Source organism: Microbulbifer sp. MKSA007 (assembly GCA_032615215.1).
Classification (GTDB): Bacteria; Pseudomonadota; Gammaproteobacteria; order Pseudomonadales; family Cellvibrionaceae; genus Microbulbifer.
On record CP128433.1, the window covers coordinates 3,816,074 to 3,832,948 of the forward strand.

Sequence of the window (16,875 nt, forward strand, 5' to 3'; positions counted from 1 at the left end):
TCACGCCACTATGACTTTGGAACAATTACGATATTTTAAGGCGATAGTTGAAGGTGGCTCGCTAAAAGCTGCTGCCCAAACACTTCACCGAACACAGCCCACTATAAGCGCCGCCATCAAGAAATTAGAGGCGGACCTCAATCTACAACTATTTGATCGGGACCAATACAGGAGCACACTCACAGCTGACGGCAAAGCCCTGTATGAACAATCCAAATATGTACTAGCTGAAGCCCACTCGTTTGAGAGCTTAGCTAAACAGCTAGTCGCAGGAGAAGAACTGGAAGTAGGTATTGCGTTTACTTCCGCCATACCAGTCGGCCCAATACTCAGCGCAATCCGTCAGTGCAAAATTGAGTACCCAAAAACACGCTTGGAGGTCTATTCCGAAAATGGCCTCGGGCCACTGGACTTATTGAAGGGAGGCCAGGTTTCCATAGCTATTATTCCGTGGACTGAAACTTACGACCAGCTTGAATCCATTCATCTAATGAATATGAAATTCATTTCTGTGATCGCTGGCGACTCTCCCCTACTTACCCAATACGATGAAGTCCCAAGGCAGATTATGCTACGCCATCCCCAGGTGATCATCAGTGGTAGGAAGTCATCCACTAAAACCTACGGGGTGCTTGAAGGGGGCGATCAATGGAAAGTCAACGATTTTCCGACTAAAAAAGAAATTATTCTTCAAGGTACGGGTTGGGGTACGCTACCAGAACATATGATAGAAGCGGAGCTTGAACAGGGCTTATTATCGCCCATAGCAGTGGAAGGGATACCAAAACCGCAAGAACTGGAAGTGCGGGTGGCTAGACAAGTATCTGATCCGATGGGTCCCGTAGCAAGTTACCTTTGGCAATTATTCCTAAACCTTCAGGGTTTTCATTAGAAAACACTTACGATATTTCTACCAAAATTTTTCAGATTCTTTATGTTTAATACATAGATTCTAAGAATTTGAAGCTGACCTATTAGGTGTTTGTATTTTACGAGAGAAACTCTTTGGTTGAGCTTCATCACACTAGCGCATAGGTAAATAAAAGGCGCTTAAATTATCCTGTTAGAAACAATTAAGTTTGTTTCCATATCAAAGATGCGTAAAATCGATAGATCTCTATTAGTATTTTGTTATTTTTGGTTGGGCTTGATTCGGCTCTCACCTAAATAGAAGTACCAGAATTTCCTAAACGATCTATTTCTTCAAGAGGAGAACGGTAGCGAGATATAAGAATAAGTAAAAGGCGCTGACCCAAGGTGCTACCAACACCCGGGGCCAGCTAACCAAATTGATACAGACACTATCAAAAGTCGAGTAGACCAAAGGAACTTCCCCTTCGACCTCTCACAGAACCGTACGTGAACCTCTCAATTCATACGGCTCTTCGTATTCAGCACATTTGCAATCTTCCCATTCTCCAGTGTGCAAACAAGCCGCGCATTTGTTGACGAACCTTTCCAATAAAGACCCAGCTCTTGAAACAGCTTCGCTTTAGATGCTTAAACTTCTTCCTGGCCCAACGCATCAGCGTTTGGTCAAGATACTTCTGAAGTCGATAAACACCATATCTCCGCCCAAAGTGACCATAGTAGTTCAGCCAACCCTGTATTGCGGGATTAAGTACTTTTGCCATTTCAGATAGTGATCGATCCACCCAGTTTATTACTCGCCATTGCCTGACCTTATCCTTAATCCTCTTGAAGGCCTTAGGGCTCATTGAAGGACTAAATGCGGTGAAGATCTGCCCTTGGCGATTCCTTGCTTTTCTGGGACCAAATCGAAACCCCAGAAAGTCAAAGTGGGTCACTGGGTGGGAGTCTTTACGATTACTGTTCTTGCAGTAAACCTTGCGCGTTTTCTCTGGATGAGCCTCAAGCCCGCAGGTAGTCAGGCGTGCTTTTAGAGCCGCCAGTAAGCGATCCGCCTCTCGAGGATTACGACAATGGTAAACAGCATCATCCGCGTAACGCTCAAAAGGAATATCTCTGTGCGTTCTCACCATCCAGGCGTCCAGCGCGTAGTGCAAAAACAAGTTTGCTAGTAGCGGGCTAATTACGCCCCCTTGTGGAGTACCTTGTGTTCGCTCTTCAAGCTGTCCGTCCCGATGTTGTACTGGAGCCGTTAACCAGCGCTGTACATAGAGTCTGACCCACCGATGATTATTATGTTTATCTAATGCCTTCAGCAGGAGTTCGTGATTAATATTGTCAAAGAAACCTTTGATATCTAAATCAACTACCCAGATTCTATCCCAGCATCGTTGTCGAGCTCGACGCACTGCGTCTATAGCAGATTTGCCTGGCCGATAACCGTAGGAGTCAGGGTGAAATACCTTCTCCAATTCTGGCTCCAGCAGTTGCTTAGCCACCATTTGTGCAATGCGATCTTCGATTGTGGGGATACCCAGTGGTCGCAGGCTGCCATCGAGTTTCGGAATATCCACTCGTTTGACGGCTGATGGAAAATAGCTGCCAGATGACATCCGATTCCATAGCTTGTACAGGTTTTTGACAAGACTCGATTCGTATTGCTCTATCGTTATCTCATCAATCCCCGCTCCGCCGCCATTAGCCTTAATCTGCTTCCACGCTTCCCAAACCGCTCGCTTGGGAATATTGAATGGCTTTGCGCTAATCGTTAATTCCTCCCCATCTGGGTTGATTACACGGTTAGTCGCCGAATACGACAACCCCTTCGCTCCACGTCCATTACAGCCGCTTCTCCACTACTACGGGTTGTTCCGCCCCTGTGACCAGTCTTGGTACTCAACGTCTTGTAGGGCCTCTACTTGACGCTCTTCCTTAACACCTGGACGACAGGTTCTCCTGTTCCACCCAAAAGCCTGTTGTGTGTTCACGCCACCTCTATGCCGGATGCCACTCGGTCGGTAAACAGGTAACCTCCAAGCTTATCCCCGCACTTAGCCAGTGCACGGGTTTTGACATCATCTTGGTAATACGCTTTCGACACCTCATCAGTGGTTCATTTGCATTCGTCTCTACACAACATACCTGACGTATCTCTTACGCCTTTTCCTCAAGCGCTTCTAACCAAAGCTCTTTACTCCGATCACCTTGAGGCGGTTTGTTATCACTTCCTGCAAAGCGATAACGGAGGGCCGACCTCCATCTCCTGGATAGCACGTATTTATTTTTTATTTATAAAAAATAAAAAAAAAAAATACTCAGGACGCACTGGCTATATGCATCATACGCTAGATACCCGCTCGTCTTCAATAAAGTGGAGTACATTCAGTAGCTTGGGGTGTGTCTCCAAGCTCTGGGAGCGTTGCGCTCGCCTTTCCTTCTTCTATGCTTATCGTTCTCGTGCGCCCCCTCTTCTAGCCGCTTCTTTCAATACTCACCCAAGAGAACGCTCTTTCTTGTAGCCTATATCAGTAGGAAATGAATATGTTGATATTGAAACGTCGAATAGGTGAAAACCTACGAATCGGCACCAAAGTTTCGGTTAAGGTATTAGAGGTTAAAGGCAATCAAGTGAAGATGGGGATACATGCCCCCAAGTCCGTACCCGTTCATCGAGAAGAAATATATAGGCGCATCCAAAAGGAATAGATGGTGAATTATCGAAGCCGTTGAGAAGCAAGTGTTCGGTCTTCCCAGCGGCTTTCCAATTAGTTTATGACCTTTGGAAAGGCCTCGGTTAGCTAAATACTTGCACAAACTAACCAACAACAACTGTCTCTATGTGATATTTGTCAAACTCCAATACGAACTGCATTCAACTGAAACCTTTACAGATGGGGTCGTTGAAGGGCGTATTACATACTATCTGCTTGTATTTAGCATAAGCTTCTGCATTATAATTTCTGGATTGGGGATTCATAAAGCCATGAAGGTAAGTGGAATGATGAACCTCCACTTGCTCTTTCTGCTTCAACGTCTGCATGACCTCTGATACAGAAAAGTGAGGCTCCATCACCGGGAATATCAAGCGCGTAGGAAATATAGGATCAATTTTGACGTAATGGCGAACTTGTGAACTATAAAATAAAATTGCCCCTGAAACATTACTCAAAGCTTGATGATCAGATAATCTCCATATGGCCGATGCACCAATACTAAAACCTACTAAACTCACATGACCAAATGATGCGCTGATTCGCTCTGATAATTTTTCAATGTATTTATCGAGCCCAACCTTTGATGTAAAGTGTGAATACGCCTCAACTTCACAATCGAAATTCATCAATTCTGAATTATACGGATCAACTATCTCTACACTACCAGGAAGATCCGCTGCAAATCGCTCTAACGCTTTTGTACGACCAAAAATATCTGAAACCAAAATCCAAGCCATAGTTTATTTTTTTCATGTAACAAGAAAGAAACGATACACCAACCATTTATAGTTTAATCTGTGAATATTTATCGAGTTCGATACAGTATGTCGTAAAATATCGACCCAACAGCTCAGTTTTATGTACTGTTTTGGATATTCTTTTCAAAGCTCTGTATTCTGGCCTACTGTCAAGCAAATGACACACTATTTCCTTATGCCCTAACTCCTTAGCCCAACCGATCATTGTTTTGAATACCGAGAGACCAAAACCCCAAAACTGTTGAGATATGACAACAGCTATCTCAAAGCCGCTATCATCAGGTTGAATACCACACCACCCAGCTAAAACTCCGCCTATATAAATTAGTCGAACGCGGCACCCTGGCAGGGTGTCTACTTCTAATTTAAACTTGCCCCACTCATTAATACTTTGGATATCAAAGTATTCATGTTTAATTAAGTGCTCCCTAAGTGAATCCTCATTGAGTACAGCTAACAGCTTATCTCGATTCACTTGGGTTAGCTCCTTAAACTCTATCCTGCTCATATTAAAGTAACTTTGACCTTCTCGTTTTGGGGTGATTTTAAGGACGAAATAATTTTTGCTTGCTTTATAAGTTACCCAAGATTAATTGCGACCGAAAGGTAGATGCCTATTCAATAAGGAAAGTTTCTTTATCCATTTGAGGAAAAGAATGCAGCCACCGTGTAAAAAACACACAAATAGGACATCAACTTCATCGTTCTATTAGTCGCTACGGTTTGCTCTCTTGTACTTTTCCTGGTACTCGCGGCGCTGCTTAGTAACTTCATATAATACAATTCCAGAAGTTGTTCCGAGATTCAGGCTTTCAATCATTCCAAACATTGGAATGGATACGCAGAAAGCGCTATTTTCTACTGCAAGATCACTTATACCTCTAGATTCGTTACCAAACCAAACAGCCAGCTTTGGCTGAGTATAATCAGCCTCATGTAATATAAAGTTGTCTTTTCCTTTTACATGGGGAGAGGTGACAAGCGAGATAAACCTATTTTTCGCCAAATGAGCCAGACATTCCTCGGTACTATCAAAACGCTTTACGAAGCTCCATTTGATCGCAGAGACAGACGGCTTCGAGAGTGATTTCCTTTCTCTCATTTCCTGCCAGTCATCGGGTATTAGATTGCGAGGATCAACAATATACGTCTTTTCAACGCCTAATGCATTGACGTTTCTAATGACCGCTCCAATGTTCTTCATATCCATCGGGCACTCGAGAACAGCTATCAGATTTTTACAGCGATAAGGCTTAATTTCATCAGCTCTTTTTCGGGCACCATTTTTATCATTTTCCATATTCTAGAAGACCTTAGATAATTTGTTCATTCATAGCCCTACACTCAAATGCATATTCACGCACCGCTCGTAGTGTATCCTAATATTTTCATCTGGCGTTATTTCCAGCTTGAATCAAGGTATAAACGAGCAATAACCAACCCCTTTTCGTACGGACTTAGATTAGCAATCTTGATTCGGTATTTATCGCACCCAAGAGCATGCTTATAGTACGAGCCCAATAAAATGTCATTTGTTTTGTTGCCTGCTCTTGCTTCATTGTAGGATTTCAAGCTATCTCCGATACCACTATCTCCTATATATTTCCCCTTATTCGCGAAAAAAACTGTTTGGTAAACAACGTCTCCAGCCATATTCATTAACGAAACTTCCAACCCTGCTTTTTCATTAGCCCAATACCTTGGCTCCTCTGAATACCAATAAACCTTAAATTGAAACCCTACGTTCTCTGAGCACATATTCATAAATTCATATTCTTGCCCCTCTTCGCTCATATCAAAACTATCAAATCTGACATTATGGTATGTGGCAGGCATGAACATTAGCCAGCTTGTATCCTTCGTATAGATTCCATCTCCTTTAAACGTACAAGACGCTACAATGAATGACACAAATATAACTTGAAACCAAGAGATTCTAAATATACTCAACTTTACTCCCTTAAACATAACACCTTAACAAACGGAAACTAGATCGCAACAAACGTAATATAAGCCATCCTGCACCAAAGACGTATAAATCATTGTTTTATTAAAATAGCACACCGACATGGCCACTATAAAGAAAAGCAACAACGGGCAGCTTGGTTTAACTTGGAAAAAATCGGCACTCTCTATCTCAGCCTCTAATTTCAATAGTTTTTCTGTATGCCAATATCTTTTAGGAGCATTTCATTTGCGAATATCACAACCCTGTTACTCCACTCATTAGGACCAAGCTCTTCTACTGAATCATAAAGATCAATCAGCTCTCTAGATTCTTGTTCGAGGAGGTTTTTAGCAACCCCTGAGATAAAATCATATAAATCGATAATACCCATAAGATGCTTAGCAACCTAAAACGTTTGACCGAAGGCGTTTTCTGCTGGAGGTGCCGACCCATCTATTTTGAGGGCGACATAACTTCAATGTTATGATCCACTATTTGAAATACTCGCTATTTGGATATAAATTGCCTTAGGTTTGCTCTTAAATACCTCGGAAACGACTTCTTTTGTTATAACTTCAAGGTTCTTCACAGTTTCTCCGCGCACGTCATTAACATCTAAAACAACAGTAACTTGAGTTAATACTCCATTGTCAATACTAAATCCGAGCTGTGAGTCCCAGCCGTATTTTTCTTTAATGGCAGCTTGGGCAAGCTCCTGTTTTTCAAACATGCCTTTCATATCATCGACAGCATCGCAGGCAACTAACAGAATTGTAGCCAGAGCCAAAAACAGCATTCTAATCATTAAATTCTCCACTCGCTTCAAACTTACAACCCCAATAACAGGCCATGAATCTTTTATTATGTACTATCGCAGCTATCAGAAATTTTCTCCATTTTTCCGTAACCGACTTCACCAAAACTTCTTAAAGAAGCTGTTGATTCTTTTTTAATGTTACTAACCATCCTGCTCCATTGGATATCAGCCTTCTTTGAACTTATAAAAACAATACCCCACGTCTGACTTTCAACCCAAGCTCCGCCATCATGAATTATATTCATTAGCAAATTTCCAGATTTTTCCAGCACTTCATATTCCTGATAAAACTTCTGGAACGGCCCACCTTCTTTCAGCTTAATGTATAATTCGGGAATCTCTCCACAGTTTAATACTACCACCTGATAAATGGGTTCACCCGTATCATTTGGAAGAACTTTAGTAGAAAATCTTTCAATGTAACCTGACCATGTGCCGGACGCCCTTCCTGTCTCAGATAACTTATCTGGCTTTGCGACAAAAGTTGTACATGAAATCAATATTAAAGGAATAAATACTAAAAAATACTTCATAACCACCTTAAAACTTTAACGCTTGCATTTGCAGCGGCTGCTATAAAGCATAAGGTGCCGCCGCTTTTTTGTTATGACTAGACTTACTCTGGCCATTTATCACCCTCCGAACGGGCAATAAAATCGTAGTTTAACTCAGTACCAAAGGGCTCAGATGGTAATTCCGAGCCTTGGTAAGTAACTGAGCACTCCTGGTTTAAAAATGCCAAAAGATCATGTATCCCAGCCTCTTTAGCTTCTTGTACGATTTTAGCAATTTCATTTCGCTGGACTTCAGATAACGATGAAAGCACCTCGTTGCGGTACTCGTTTTCTTTAGTATCCGGGTAGATACCCAGCGCCACCCACTTAGAAGTGGCTGATTCTTTTATAGAAACCACTTTCTCAATAAATTCTTTGTATTTTCCTAACCCTTTATTCATGAATTAACTAGCCATTACGTCCGCAGCACATGCGAGTTTATAGTAAAGGAAAAGTCGAAGCGGAAAAGCCGTCGCTGTACCTACGTTTGTTATACACTATTGCCTTGTCGCTCAAAGTCATATTTTAGCCCCGGCGGCAAGGTGTAGTACCCGCTCTCATTAATTGAAACATACATTGTTTTGCCTGCAATTTTTGGCTCCCAACCTGAACTCAATGCAAATCCTACAGCCTCTCTTACAGACTTTGGTGACAGAGTAAAGTACCAACTACTAGCATCTATATACAATAGAGATTTGGTGTTTCTAGCGAGATGTACTCGAATATGGAATTCCTTGCATGGATACAAAAAAAAGATTCTCTTGATTAGCCACCCAGAAATAAATGCTATTTCCAATATGTAATTTTCGTTTGATTTTATTTGTCATGATTGTACATTTTATTTATATGTTAGCTCCCTAACCACTATTATCTTGACTACTATTTCAAATGTAAATCAACTGCTCACATTTACCTTTCACTATCATTTCAATTAGATGTACATAAACGAGACCATCGAACCAAATAAAAAAGTATGATCAATATAACCACTATCAAATGTTGCAGATAGATAACCAACTCTTTAATTTTAAGATTATTACTCTAAAAATCTTAGCCTCTTCATAAATAACGGTCACTAAGAAGATCATTGAGCGACCCCACACGCTTTAATCAAAAATAGAACTCGCTCAACTACCACCGCCAAGTCGCCGCAATATAAGGCCCATGTTGAGTAATATCATAAGCAAAACGCCCATCAGAGAGTCGATCGGAATAATCAATACTGTAATACTGATACCCAAAACGCAGTGAGGTTGTCTTCCAGGCGCGCCAGTCGAATCCGGCTAGTAGGTTCCACTGTAAGTCATCACCCCCAGCGCCAAAGCCTCCCAGTTCCGTGCGTACAGCAACGGTTAGGCATTCAGTAATTCCGATTGCACCTCGCGCAGATAGTGTAGGTTCCCACCAACTCTGTTTGCCTCCAAGGCGATTCCTAAATTCGGGCCTGGGGCCTATGTTAATTCCCGCTCGTGCTTTCACTTCCTGCTTTAATCGGTTCCAGCGCAAACCCGCTCCCACATCTACAAAGTACTTTCGCCCACTATTAGCCAGATTCCCTTCTAAAATCCGGTAACCGGCTAGGGCATTTATCCAGCCCTGGCGAGCATCCACCTCAACATCAATATCTACATCGATATCCAGCTGTGGGTTTCGCGGCGGGGTTATGGTTGCTCCCTTGTCCAATCTGAGGTGCACATAGTAGAGATCCGCCACTACCCCAAAGCGCCCTTTCCAGGCTTCCAGGCGCACAGAAAATGCAGCGTTGAGGAGCTCCAGGGTTTTACTTAAATCCAGATCAATATCGACACTGGTGTCAGCGACAGTAGAAGTCCCTTTAGTGCGAAGCGGGAGGAAAAGATAAGGAGTGGCAAGGAAGCGCCAGTCATCGGGCTCTTTGGAAGTTAGGCTGGCAGCTGTTGCAGGCTCCGAACTTTGCGCGGCGGTACAGGAGATAAAGCTACAGAGCGTTAGCGCCAATATTTGCCTTGCGCTTTTCTCTTTCGCCTGTCCCTGTTTCATAGCAGCAACCGCTCCAAATCATTCGAGGCTCCATAGAGCACCAATGAATAAGGATAGATAGAGCTGAGGGAAGTTTCAGAGTGAGGAAATCTGCGGCATAGGGGGAGGAAATACTGCCGGGCAGGTAAAACTACCCGGCAGTGAGAAGCGATTAGTCGTTCGCTTCAGGGCGCATATGTGGGAACAGCAGTACGTCGCGAATCGACGGAGAGTTGGTAAACAGCATTACCAGACGGTCGATACCGATGCCCTCACCAGCGGTGGGCGGCAGGCCGTATTCCAGCGCGCGGATATAGTCGGCGTCGTAGTGCATGGCTTCGTCGTCACCGGCATCTTTCTCCGCAACCTGGGCTTTGAAGCGTTCAGCCTGATCTTCTGCGTCGTTCAACTCGGAGAAACCATTGGCTATCTCGCGGCCGCCTACGAAGAATTCAAAGCGGTCGGTGACAAACGGATTGTCATCGTTACGGCGAGCCAACGGAGACACTTCGGTTGGGTACTCAGTGATAAAGGTCGGCTGGTCGAGACGATGCTCTACAGTCTTCTCGAAAATCTCGATCTGTACCTTACCCAGGCCCCAGCTGTCTTTCAGCGGGATTTCCAGCTTCTCAGCTACCGCGCGGGCGGATTCGATATTGTCGATATCGGCCGCAGTCAGTTCCGGGTTGTAGTGCAGGATGGAGTCGAACACAGACAAACGCGCGAACGGCTTGGAGAAGTCGTAGCTGCTGTCCTGGTATTCCACAGTGGTGGAGCCCAGTACATCTTCACAGATACCGCGCAGCATCTTCTCGGTGAGGTCCATCAGGTCATTGTAGTCCGCGTACGCCTGGTAGAACTCAAGCATGGTGAATTCGGGGTTGTGGCGCGTGGATAGGCCCTCGTTGCGGAAGTTGCGGTTGATCTCGTAAACCCGCTCAAAACCACCCACGACCAGACGCTTCAGGTACAGCTCCGGGGCAATACGCAGGTACATATCGATATCCAGCGCATTGTGGTGGGTAACGAACGGACGCGCGCTGGCACCGCCGGGAATAACTTGCAGCATGGGCGTTTCCACTTCCATAAACTGCTGGCCGTTGAGGAAGTCGCGGATGTACTCGATCACTTTGGAGCGCACGCGGAACACTTCACGGGCTTCCGGCGTGGCGATCAGGTCCACGTAGCGCTGGCGATAACGCATTTCCTGATCGGCGATGCCGTGGAATTTTTCCGGCAGCGGGCGCAGTGCTTTGGTTAGCAGGCTGTACTCTTCACAGTTGACGTAGAGGTCGCCCTTGCCGGATTTGTGCAGCGTGCCTTTTACGCCGACAATATCACCGATATCCCAGGCACCGAAGCGCTCTTTAATATCTTTCTGTGCCGCTTTATCGGCGTATAGCTGGATGCGGTCAGACACATCCTGGATCACCATAAAGGGTCCGCGTTTAGCCAGGATTCGCCCTGCTACGCACGCCCGTTTACCCAGTTCTTCCAGCTCCTCTTTCTGTTTATCGCCAAACTCAGCTTGCAGGTCGGCAGCGAGGTTCTCGCGGCGAAAACTGTTGGGGAAAGCATTGCCCTTCTCGCGCAGAGCGGAAAGCTTGGTGCGGCGCTCGGCGATCAGTTTGTTTTCGTCTTGCTGGATATCAGTCATGGTGATCTATCAGTTTTGTGATTGATATTGCCCCTCATCGACGAGGGGCGCGGTGAGAGTGGAGACTTTAAATCAGAGGCCGGCTTTTAGGCTGGCTTCGATAAATTGGTCCAGGTCTCCGTCCAGTACTGCCTGGCAGTTGCTGGTCTGGACATTGGTGCGCAGGTCCTTGATACGCTGGTCGTCCAACACGTAAGAGCGGATCTGGCTGCCCCAACCGATGTCGGCCTTGCTGTCTTCCATGGCCTGCTTCTCTGCGTTGCGCTTGAGCATTTCCTGCTCGTACATTTTTGCGCGCAGCATTTTCCAGGCTTTATCGCGGTTCTGGTGCTGGGAGCGCTCGCTCTGGCACTGCACGACGATACCGGATTCTGTGTGGGTCAAACGCACCGCAGAATCGGTTTTGTTCACGTGCTGACCACCGGCGCCGGACGCGCGGTAGGTGTCTTCACGCACCTGGGACTTGTCGATTTCAATCTCGATATTGTCATCGATTTCCGGTGACACAAATACCGAGCTAAAAGAAGTGTGACGGCGGTTGCCGGAATCAAACGGCGATTTGCGCACCAGGCGGTGTACACCGGTTTCTGTGCGCAGCCATCCGAACGCGTGGTCGCCGGCGAAATGCACAGTGGCACTTTTGATACCGGCCACTTCCCCCGCGGAGACCTCTTCCAGGGTGGTCTTGAAGCCGTGGGCCTCACCCCAGCGCAGGTACATACGCAGGATCATTTCCGCCCAGTCCTGGGCCTCGGTACCGCCGGAGCCGGCCTGGATATCCAGATAGGCGTTGTTCTCGTCGTTCTCGCCGGAGAACATACGGCGGAATTCCAGAATCCCCAGCTGCTGCTGGAGACCTTCGATCTCAGTGGAGACCTCCCCTACGGAGTCCTCATCATTTTCCTCGACGGCCATTTCCAACAGTTCGCGGCAATCGGCGATGCCGGAGTCGAGGTTTTCGATGGTGTTGACCACCGTTTCCAGGGAGGAGCGCTCGCGCCCCAGTTCCTGTGCGCGGCTGGGGTCGTCCCAAACACTCGGCTCAGCCAGCTCCAGCTCTACTTCGGTAAGGCGTTCTTTCTTGCTGGCGTAGTCAAAGATACCCCCTAAGAACGTCGGTGCGCTCTTCGAGGTCTTTCAATTGATTGATGATGGGATTGATTTCCATGAACTTTCGGTGTCCGGACAAAATAAAAAGCGGCGCGCATTCTACCGCAGCGCGCGGGGGTCCTTCCAGTCAGATAGGGGCTGATATGGCGGCAAATCCTCTACTAGGCGGTCTGTCCCGAGAGCTTTTCCAGAATTGCGCAGTCTGGGGACTCATTGCCGGCGCAGCTATCGGCAAAGGCCCGCAAGGTTGCGCGCATCCCCAGCAGGGTCTGCAACTGCTCTTCGAGCTGCCCGAGCTTGTGATTGACTAGGTCTTTGGTCTCACGGCTGTGGCGCTCCGGGTTATCCCGCAACCCCAGCAGCGCCCGGACCTCCTCAGTGGTAAAGCCACAGGCCCGCGCGCGGCGCACGAAGCAGAGGGTTTCAACATCGGCAGTGGAGTAATCCCGATAGCCATTAGCAGAGCGGCCGGGCACCACCAGGCCAATATTTTCGTAATGCCGCAGGGCTTTTGCACTGAGGCCCGAATTCTCTGCGGCCTGGGAAATGTTCACGATTACCCCACTTCAGGTTTCAACTCAGGCACTGTTGTCCCGACAGGCAGCAAACTGATACTGCACTTTCTCGGCGGGGCTATATCCCAGCTCAATTGAGGCATCCAGGGCATCCATACCGATCAGGTGCATCAGGATATCTCCTGTGGGTGCGCCACATACGGAGGGGAACATCCTATCGGTGCGGACTCCACAGCGGGACTCCTGCACCTTCACCCCATTGTCACTCAACTTCGCCTGACTCTGCTGAAGGGTCATACCACCCCCTTCGCACTGCTTGCTGCCACTGCCGCGGTAAATCCACACCATTTCCCCTGGCCTCATAGTCGCTGCAGGAGGCGTGGGTGCAACTTCGGGTTCCGCCGCGCCGGGTGTGTTCTCAACCTCGTTCTCCATCGCTTTCTCCTCCCTCGACTGGCCGCAAGCCGCCACCGAGATAATCAGGGCCCATACCCATAAGAATGACAACCATTTTTTCAGCACAGAACATCCTCCATAAAGCGATAAATAGCCGTGTCAGGATAACGCCAACCAGACTCCCACCGATAGCATCAAAGTACCAGAAATCCGATTAACCAAACGCACATTTTCAGACCGCTCCAGTAAACGACTCAGGGCCTGGCCGCCACTGGCATAAATCAGCAGGCACAACGCCTCCAAAAGCAGCAATATCGCCAGCAAGACTGAGAGCTGGGGTACCAGGGGTTTGGTATCGTTAATAAATGGCGGTAATAACGCAATAAAAAACGCCCAACCCTTGGGATTGGCCACAGCTGTAACAAAACCCTGTAGTGCCAGCGCTCTTCGCGATGGTCGGCTAGCATCGACCGTATCACCCTGATCCATCAGAGCCAGCTGCCCCCGGGAGCGCCACATCTGCACGCCTATCCAGGCCAAATAGGCGGCCCCGCAGTATTTAAACAGCTGAAATAAAGTCGGATACTGAACCATCAATACCGCAGCACCGAGTGCAGAGGTAATCGCCACCGACGCAACACCGATCAACTCTCCCACCATCATCCACAGAGTCTGGCGCACGCCCAGGGTAATTCCCAGGCTGAGCGATAGCATCATGCAGAGCCCCGGTGTGACCGAGGCAAAGAAGCTTGCGGGAACAAAGAGTGCCAGTGTCGATAATTCCATTGATATTCCTAGTGGTGAGTACCGCTGTGGTTGCCGTAATGACTGACCAGCATCCCCGCCAGCATCAAACCACAACCAATTAACTCCGTGGTATTGAGCATTTCATTGAGGAATAGCCAGCCCGCCGCCAGGGCAAAAACTGCCTCCAGGCTCATAATTACGGTAGCGTGAGAAGGCGCGGCGTAGCGTTGGGCCAAGAGCTGGAAAGTAAACGCCAGTGCCGTGGAGAAAATCATCATATAGGCGATAGGCCAAGCCGCATCGATCGCCGATTGCAGTGTCGCCTCTTCGGTAAATAGCGAAGCTACGGCGGACAAAAGGCCACACACCAGGAACTGGATACAGGCGAGTCGCAAAGCGTCGTAGCGTTTTACCAGTCGATCTGCCGTCAATACCTGGATGGCAAAAACAAAGGCACTGGCAAATACCATTAAGTCGCCCACCAGCTGGGATTCTTCACTGAAGTCCGCCAACCAATAGAGACCGAACAAAGCGAGACCAATTCCCATCCAGGTCCAGCGATTGGTTTTATGCCCCAGGGACAAACCGATTACAGGCACCAGCAGTAAATAAAAACCGGTAATAAATCCGGCGCGGCCGGCAGTGGTATACAGCAGGCTCACCTGTTGCAGTGCCGCGCCTAGAAACAGCCAAAAACCCAACAGTGCGCCACCGGGCAGGCAGGCCCGCCAGGTGTGATTCACCGATTGCCCTTCGGCTTCACCGGGCTGGGCATCGCGACGGGAGGACAACCAGTAAACGATGGGGATCAGGATTAAACCGCCGAGAATAAAACGCCATGCGTTAAATGCCAGCGGCTCAATATCCGCCATGGCAATCTTTTGTGGCACAAAGGCAACGCCCCAGAAGAGAGCGGCTAATAACAGTAGGACTTCGGCCTGGACTTGTTTACGTTTCACTACTTTTTACTTCCAAACAACTTAGGAGCTGTTGCAAAAAACTCCGTGTTTTTCCCAACAGCCAAATACAAAGTGCGCCCTATACCGCTTCTAACAGGCTCACCATTAATTGCAGGGATTCCCGCCCGCGAAATTCATTAACATCGAGCTTAAAAGCCAAGCGCACTCTTTCCGTGGGCTGCGGCCACTGCTCGGTGTCCACATTAAAAGCAATAGCATCCAGCGCCAGTTGCGGCGCCTGGGGCGGCGCCACCACCATTTTTAAATGGCGCTCGCCGACGATGCGCTGTTGCAGCAACAGGAATTCACCGTCGAATACCGGCTCTGGAAACGCCTGTCCCCAGGGCGCACAAGCGCGCAACATGGCTGCCGTGTGCAAAGTGTAATCCCCAGATTCCAACTCACCGTCAGAGTCGATAACCGCGTGCAGCTGGTTTTCATTCAGGCGGTTGCGCACCACCTGCTCAAAAGCCTTGCGGAAAGCCTCCAGGTTTTCCTGGGGTAAGCTCAGCCCCGCCGCCATGGCGTGGCCACCGAACTTGCTGATCAGGTCCGGGTGAGAGGCGGCTACGTCACTCAGGGCATCGCGAATATGCAGCCCGGGAATCGAACGCGCAGAGCCCTTCACCAGGCCGTTATCACCCTCAGCAAATGCGATCACCGGGCGGTGGAATTTCTCTTTGATGCGGCTGGCCAAAATACCCACCACACCTTGATGCCAGTTGGCATCGTACAGACACAAACTCCAGGGAATTTCGCCCTCCAGGCGCAACTCATCCAGGGCCGCCATTGCCTCCCGCTGCATCCCCTGCTCGATCGCTTTGCGATCCCGGTTCAGGGCATCCAGCTCGCCGGCCAGCTCCCGCGCTTCACTGGGATCGCGGGTGAGCAGGCAGCGGATACCGGTGCCGATATCGTCGAGACGACCAGCCGCATTAATTCGCGGCCCCAAAATAAAACCAATATCTGTGGTAGAGAGCCTGCGCTGGTCGCGCCCGGCAACCTCCATCAGGGCGGCAATACCGGGCCGGCAGTGGCCGGCACGGATACGGGCGATGCCCTGATGAACCAGAATCCGGTTGTTGTGATCCAGCGGGACCAGGTCGGCCACAGTACCCAAGGCGACCAAATCCAGGTATTCGGCCATATTGGGCGGGGCGATACCGCTCTGCTCAAACCACCCACTCTGCTGTAGGGCCGTGCGCAAACGGCTGAGCAGATAAAAGATCACCCCCACCCCAGCGAGGTTCTTGCTGGGAAAGTCACAGTCCGGCTGGTTCGGGTTTACGATGGCATCCGCCTGCGGCAGCTCACTGCCGGGCAGGTGGTGATCCGTCACAATCACTTTCATACCAGCAGCTTTTGCCGCTGCCACGCCCTCGATACTGCTAATACCGTTATCTACGGTGATCAGCAGATCGGGCTGATAATCTTTGGCTACCTCGACAATTTCTGGAGTCAGCCCGTAGCCGAAGTCAAAGCGATTCGGCACCAGGTACTCCACTCCCGGCGCGCCCATTGCACCCAGGGCCAACACCCCCAAGGTGCTACTGGTGGCTCCATCCGCATCGAAATCCCCCACGATAAGGATTTTCTTTTGCCCGTGGATAGCATCCACCAGCAAGGCAACGGCAGCCTCCAGCCCTCGCATACTCTGCGGGCTCTGTAATTGAGAGAGGCTGTGATCCAGCGCTTCTTCGCTGACAATTCCCCGCCCCAACAGGACACGCTGCAATATTTTTGGTGTTTCAGAAGCAAAACGGCCAGTAGACAAATCCACTGGCCGCCGCTGAATTTTTGTACTCAATGTATTTCTCAGCAAACTAATAGCT

General features: G+C 48.4%; 19 protein-coding genes. 2 read left to right on the forward strand and 17 right to left on the reverse strand.

Translation table 11 applies throughout. The features are described from left to right. The first annotated feature begins 10 nt into the window (after window positions 1–10). Window positions 11–892, forward strand: coding sequence for a LysR family transcriptional regulator (locus tag QT397_19815; protein WNZ55098.1), 882 nt, complete (start codon window positions 11–13; stop codon window positions 890–892). Window positions 893–1,391: 499 nt separating this feature from the next. Here QT397_19815 and ltrA read toward each other — a convergent pair whose 3' ends face one another. After that, entirely contained in the window at window positions 1,392–2,690 is a 1,299-nt protein-coding gene (gene ltrA, locus QT397_19820) for a group II intron reverse transcriptase/maturase (GenBank protein WNZ55099.1), read from the reverse strand. Between the two features lie 721 nt (window positions 2,691–3,411). On the opposite strand from ltrA, the gene csrA reads away from it, so the two are divergent. After that, the gene (gene csrA, locus QT397_19825) at window positions 3,412–3,576 is read left to right on the forward strand and encodes a carbon storage regulator CsrA (GenBank protein WNZ55100.1); all 165 of its coding nucleotides are present in this window, start codon (window positions 3,412–3,414) and stop codon (window positions 3,574–3,576) included. 166 nt (window positions 3,577–3,742) lie between these two features. Here the strand turns inward: csrA and QT397_19830 are convergent, their stop codons facing one another. The 16 genes from QT397_19830 to recJ all read right to left on the reverse strand — a co-directional run bounded on the left by QT397_19830 (window position 3,743) and on the right by recJ (window position 16,850). Next, entirely contained in the window at window positions 3,743–4,321 is a 579-nt protein-coding gene (locus QT397_19830; protein WNZ55101.1) for a dienelactone hydrolase family protein, read from the reverse strand. Window positions 4,322–4,367: 46 nt separating this feature from the next. Beyond that, a complete protein-coding gene (locus tag QT397_19835; GenBank protein WNZ55102.1) occupies window positions 4,368–4,817 on the reverse strand; it encodes an N-acetyltransferase in 450 nt (149 codons plus the stop codon). Between the two features lie 234 nt (window positions 4,818–5,051). After that, window positions 5,052–5,642 carry an RNA methyltransferase gene (locus QT397_19840; GenBank protein WNZ55103.1) on the reverse strand — a complete coding sequence of 197 codons (591 nt, stop codon included), beginning with the start codon at window positions 5,640–5,642 and terminating at the stop codon, window positions 5,052–5,054. A gap of 98 nt (window positions 5,643–5,740) precedes the next feature. Beyond that, window positions 5,741–6,178 carry a hypothetical protein gene (locus QT397_19845; GenBank protein ID WNZ55104.1) on the reverse strand — a complete coding sequence of 146 codons (438 nt, stop codon included), beginning with the start codon at window positions 6,176–6,178 and terminating at the stop codon, window positions 5,741–5,743. A gap of 314 nt (window positions 6,179–6,492) precedes the next feature. Beyond that, a complete protein-coding gene (locus tag QT397_19850; GenBank protein ID WNZ55105.1) occupies window positions 6,493–6,681 on the reverse strand; it encodes a hypothetical protein in 189 nt (62 codons plus the stop codon). 90 nt (window positions 6,682–6,771) lie between these two features. Then, window positions 6,772–7,095 (reverse strand): hypothetical protein, encoded by a 324-nt coding sequence (locus QT397_19855; GenBank protein WNZ55106.1) that lies wholly within the window; start codon window positions 7,093–7,095, stop codon window positions 6,772–6,774. 56 nt (window positions 7,096–7,151) lie between these two features. Continuing rightward, window positions 7,152–7,640 carry a hypothetical protein gene (locus QT397_19860; protein WNZ55107.1) on the reverse strand — a complete coding sequence of 163 codons (489 nt, stop codon included), beginning with the start codon at window positions 7,638–7,640 and terminating at the stop codon, window positions 7,152–7,154. A gap of 83 nt (window positions 7,641–7,723) precedes the next feature. After that, the gene (locus tag QT397_19865) at window positions 7,724–8,062 is read right to left on the reverse strand and encodes a hypothetical protein (GenBank protein WNZ55108.1); all 339 of its coding nucleotides are present in this window, start codon (window positions 8,060–8,062) and stop codon (window positions 7,724–7,726) included. A gap of 730 nt (window positions 8,063–8,792) precedes the next feature. After that, window positions 8,793–9,680, reverse strand: coding sequence for a hypothetical protein (locus QT397_19870; GenBank protein ID WNZ55109.1), 888 nt, complete (start codon window positions 9,678–9,680; stop codon window positions 8,793–8,795). A 151-nt stretch (window positions 9,681–9,831) separates the two neighbouring features. Next, window positions 9,832–11,316, reverse strand: coding sequence for a lysine--tRNA ligase (gene lysS / locus QT397_19875; GenBank protein WNZ55110.1), 1,485 nt, complete (start codon window positions 11,314–11,316; stop codon window positions 9,832–9,834). A 72-nt stretch (window positions 11,317–11,388) separates the two neighbouring features. Continuing rightward, window positions 11,389–12,484, reverse strand: a protein-coding gene (gene prfB / locus QT397_19880) for a peptide chain release factor 2 (GenBank protein ID WNZ55111.1) whose coding sequence is annotated in 2 segments (ribosomal slippage) — window positions 11,389–12,411 and window positions 12,413–12,484 — 1,095 coding nt in all. Because the reading frame shifts where the segments join, the coding sequence is not laid out codon by codon here. 103 nt (window positions 12,485–12,587) lie between these two features. Beyond that, entirely contained in the window at window positions 12,588–12,980 is a 393-nt protein-coding gene (locus QT397_19885) for a MerR family transcriptional regulator (protein ID WNZ55112.1), read from the reverse strand. Between the two features lie 24 nt (window positions 12,981–13,004). Further along, window positions 13,005–13,463: a hypothetical protein gene (locus tag QT397_19890; protein WNZ55113.1), complete on the reverse strand. Its 459-nt coding sequence runs from the start codon at window positions 13,461–13,463 to the stop codon at window positions 13,005–13,007. A 33-nt stretch (window positions 13,464–13,496) separates the two neighbouring features. Beyond that, window positions 13,497–14,123 carry a LysE family translocator gene (locus QT397_19895; GenBank protein ID WNZ55114.1) on the reverse strand — a complete coding sequence of 209 codons (627 nt, stop codon included), beginning with the start codon at window positions 14,121–14,123 and terminating at the stop codon, window positions 13,497–13,499. An 8-nt stretch (window positions 14,124–14,131) separates the two neighbouring features. Further along, window positions 14,132–15,043, reverse strand: a complete 912-nt coding sequence (locus tag QT397_19900) for a DMT family transporter (GenBank protein WNZ55115.1) — start codon at window positions 15,041–15,043, stop codon at window positions 14,132–14,134. Window positions 15,044–15,122: 79 nt separating this feature from the next. Beyond that, window positions 15,123–16,850, reverse strand: coding sequence for a single-stranded-DNA-specific exonuclease RecJ (gene recJ / locus QT397_19905; GenBank protein ID WNZ55116.1), 1,728 nt, complete (start codon window positions 16,848–16,850; stop codon window positions 15,123–15,125). Window positions 16,851–16,875 lie beyond the last annotated feature (25 nt).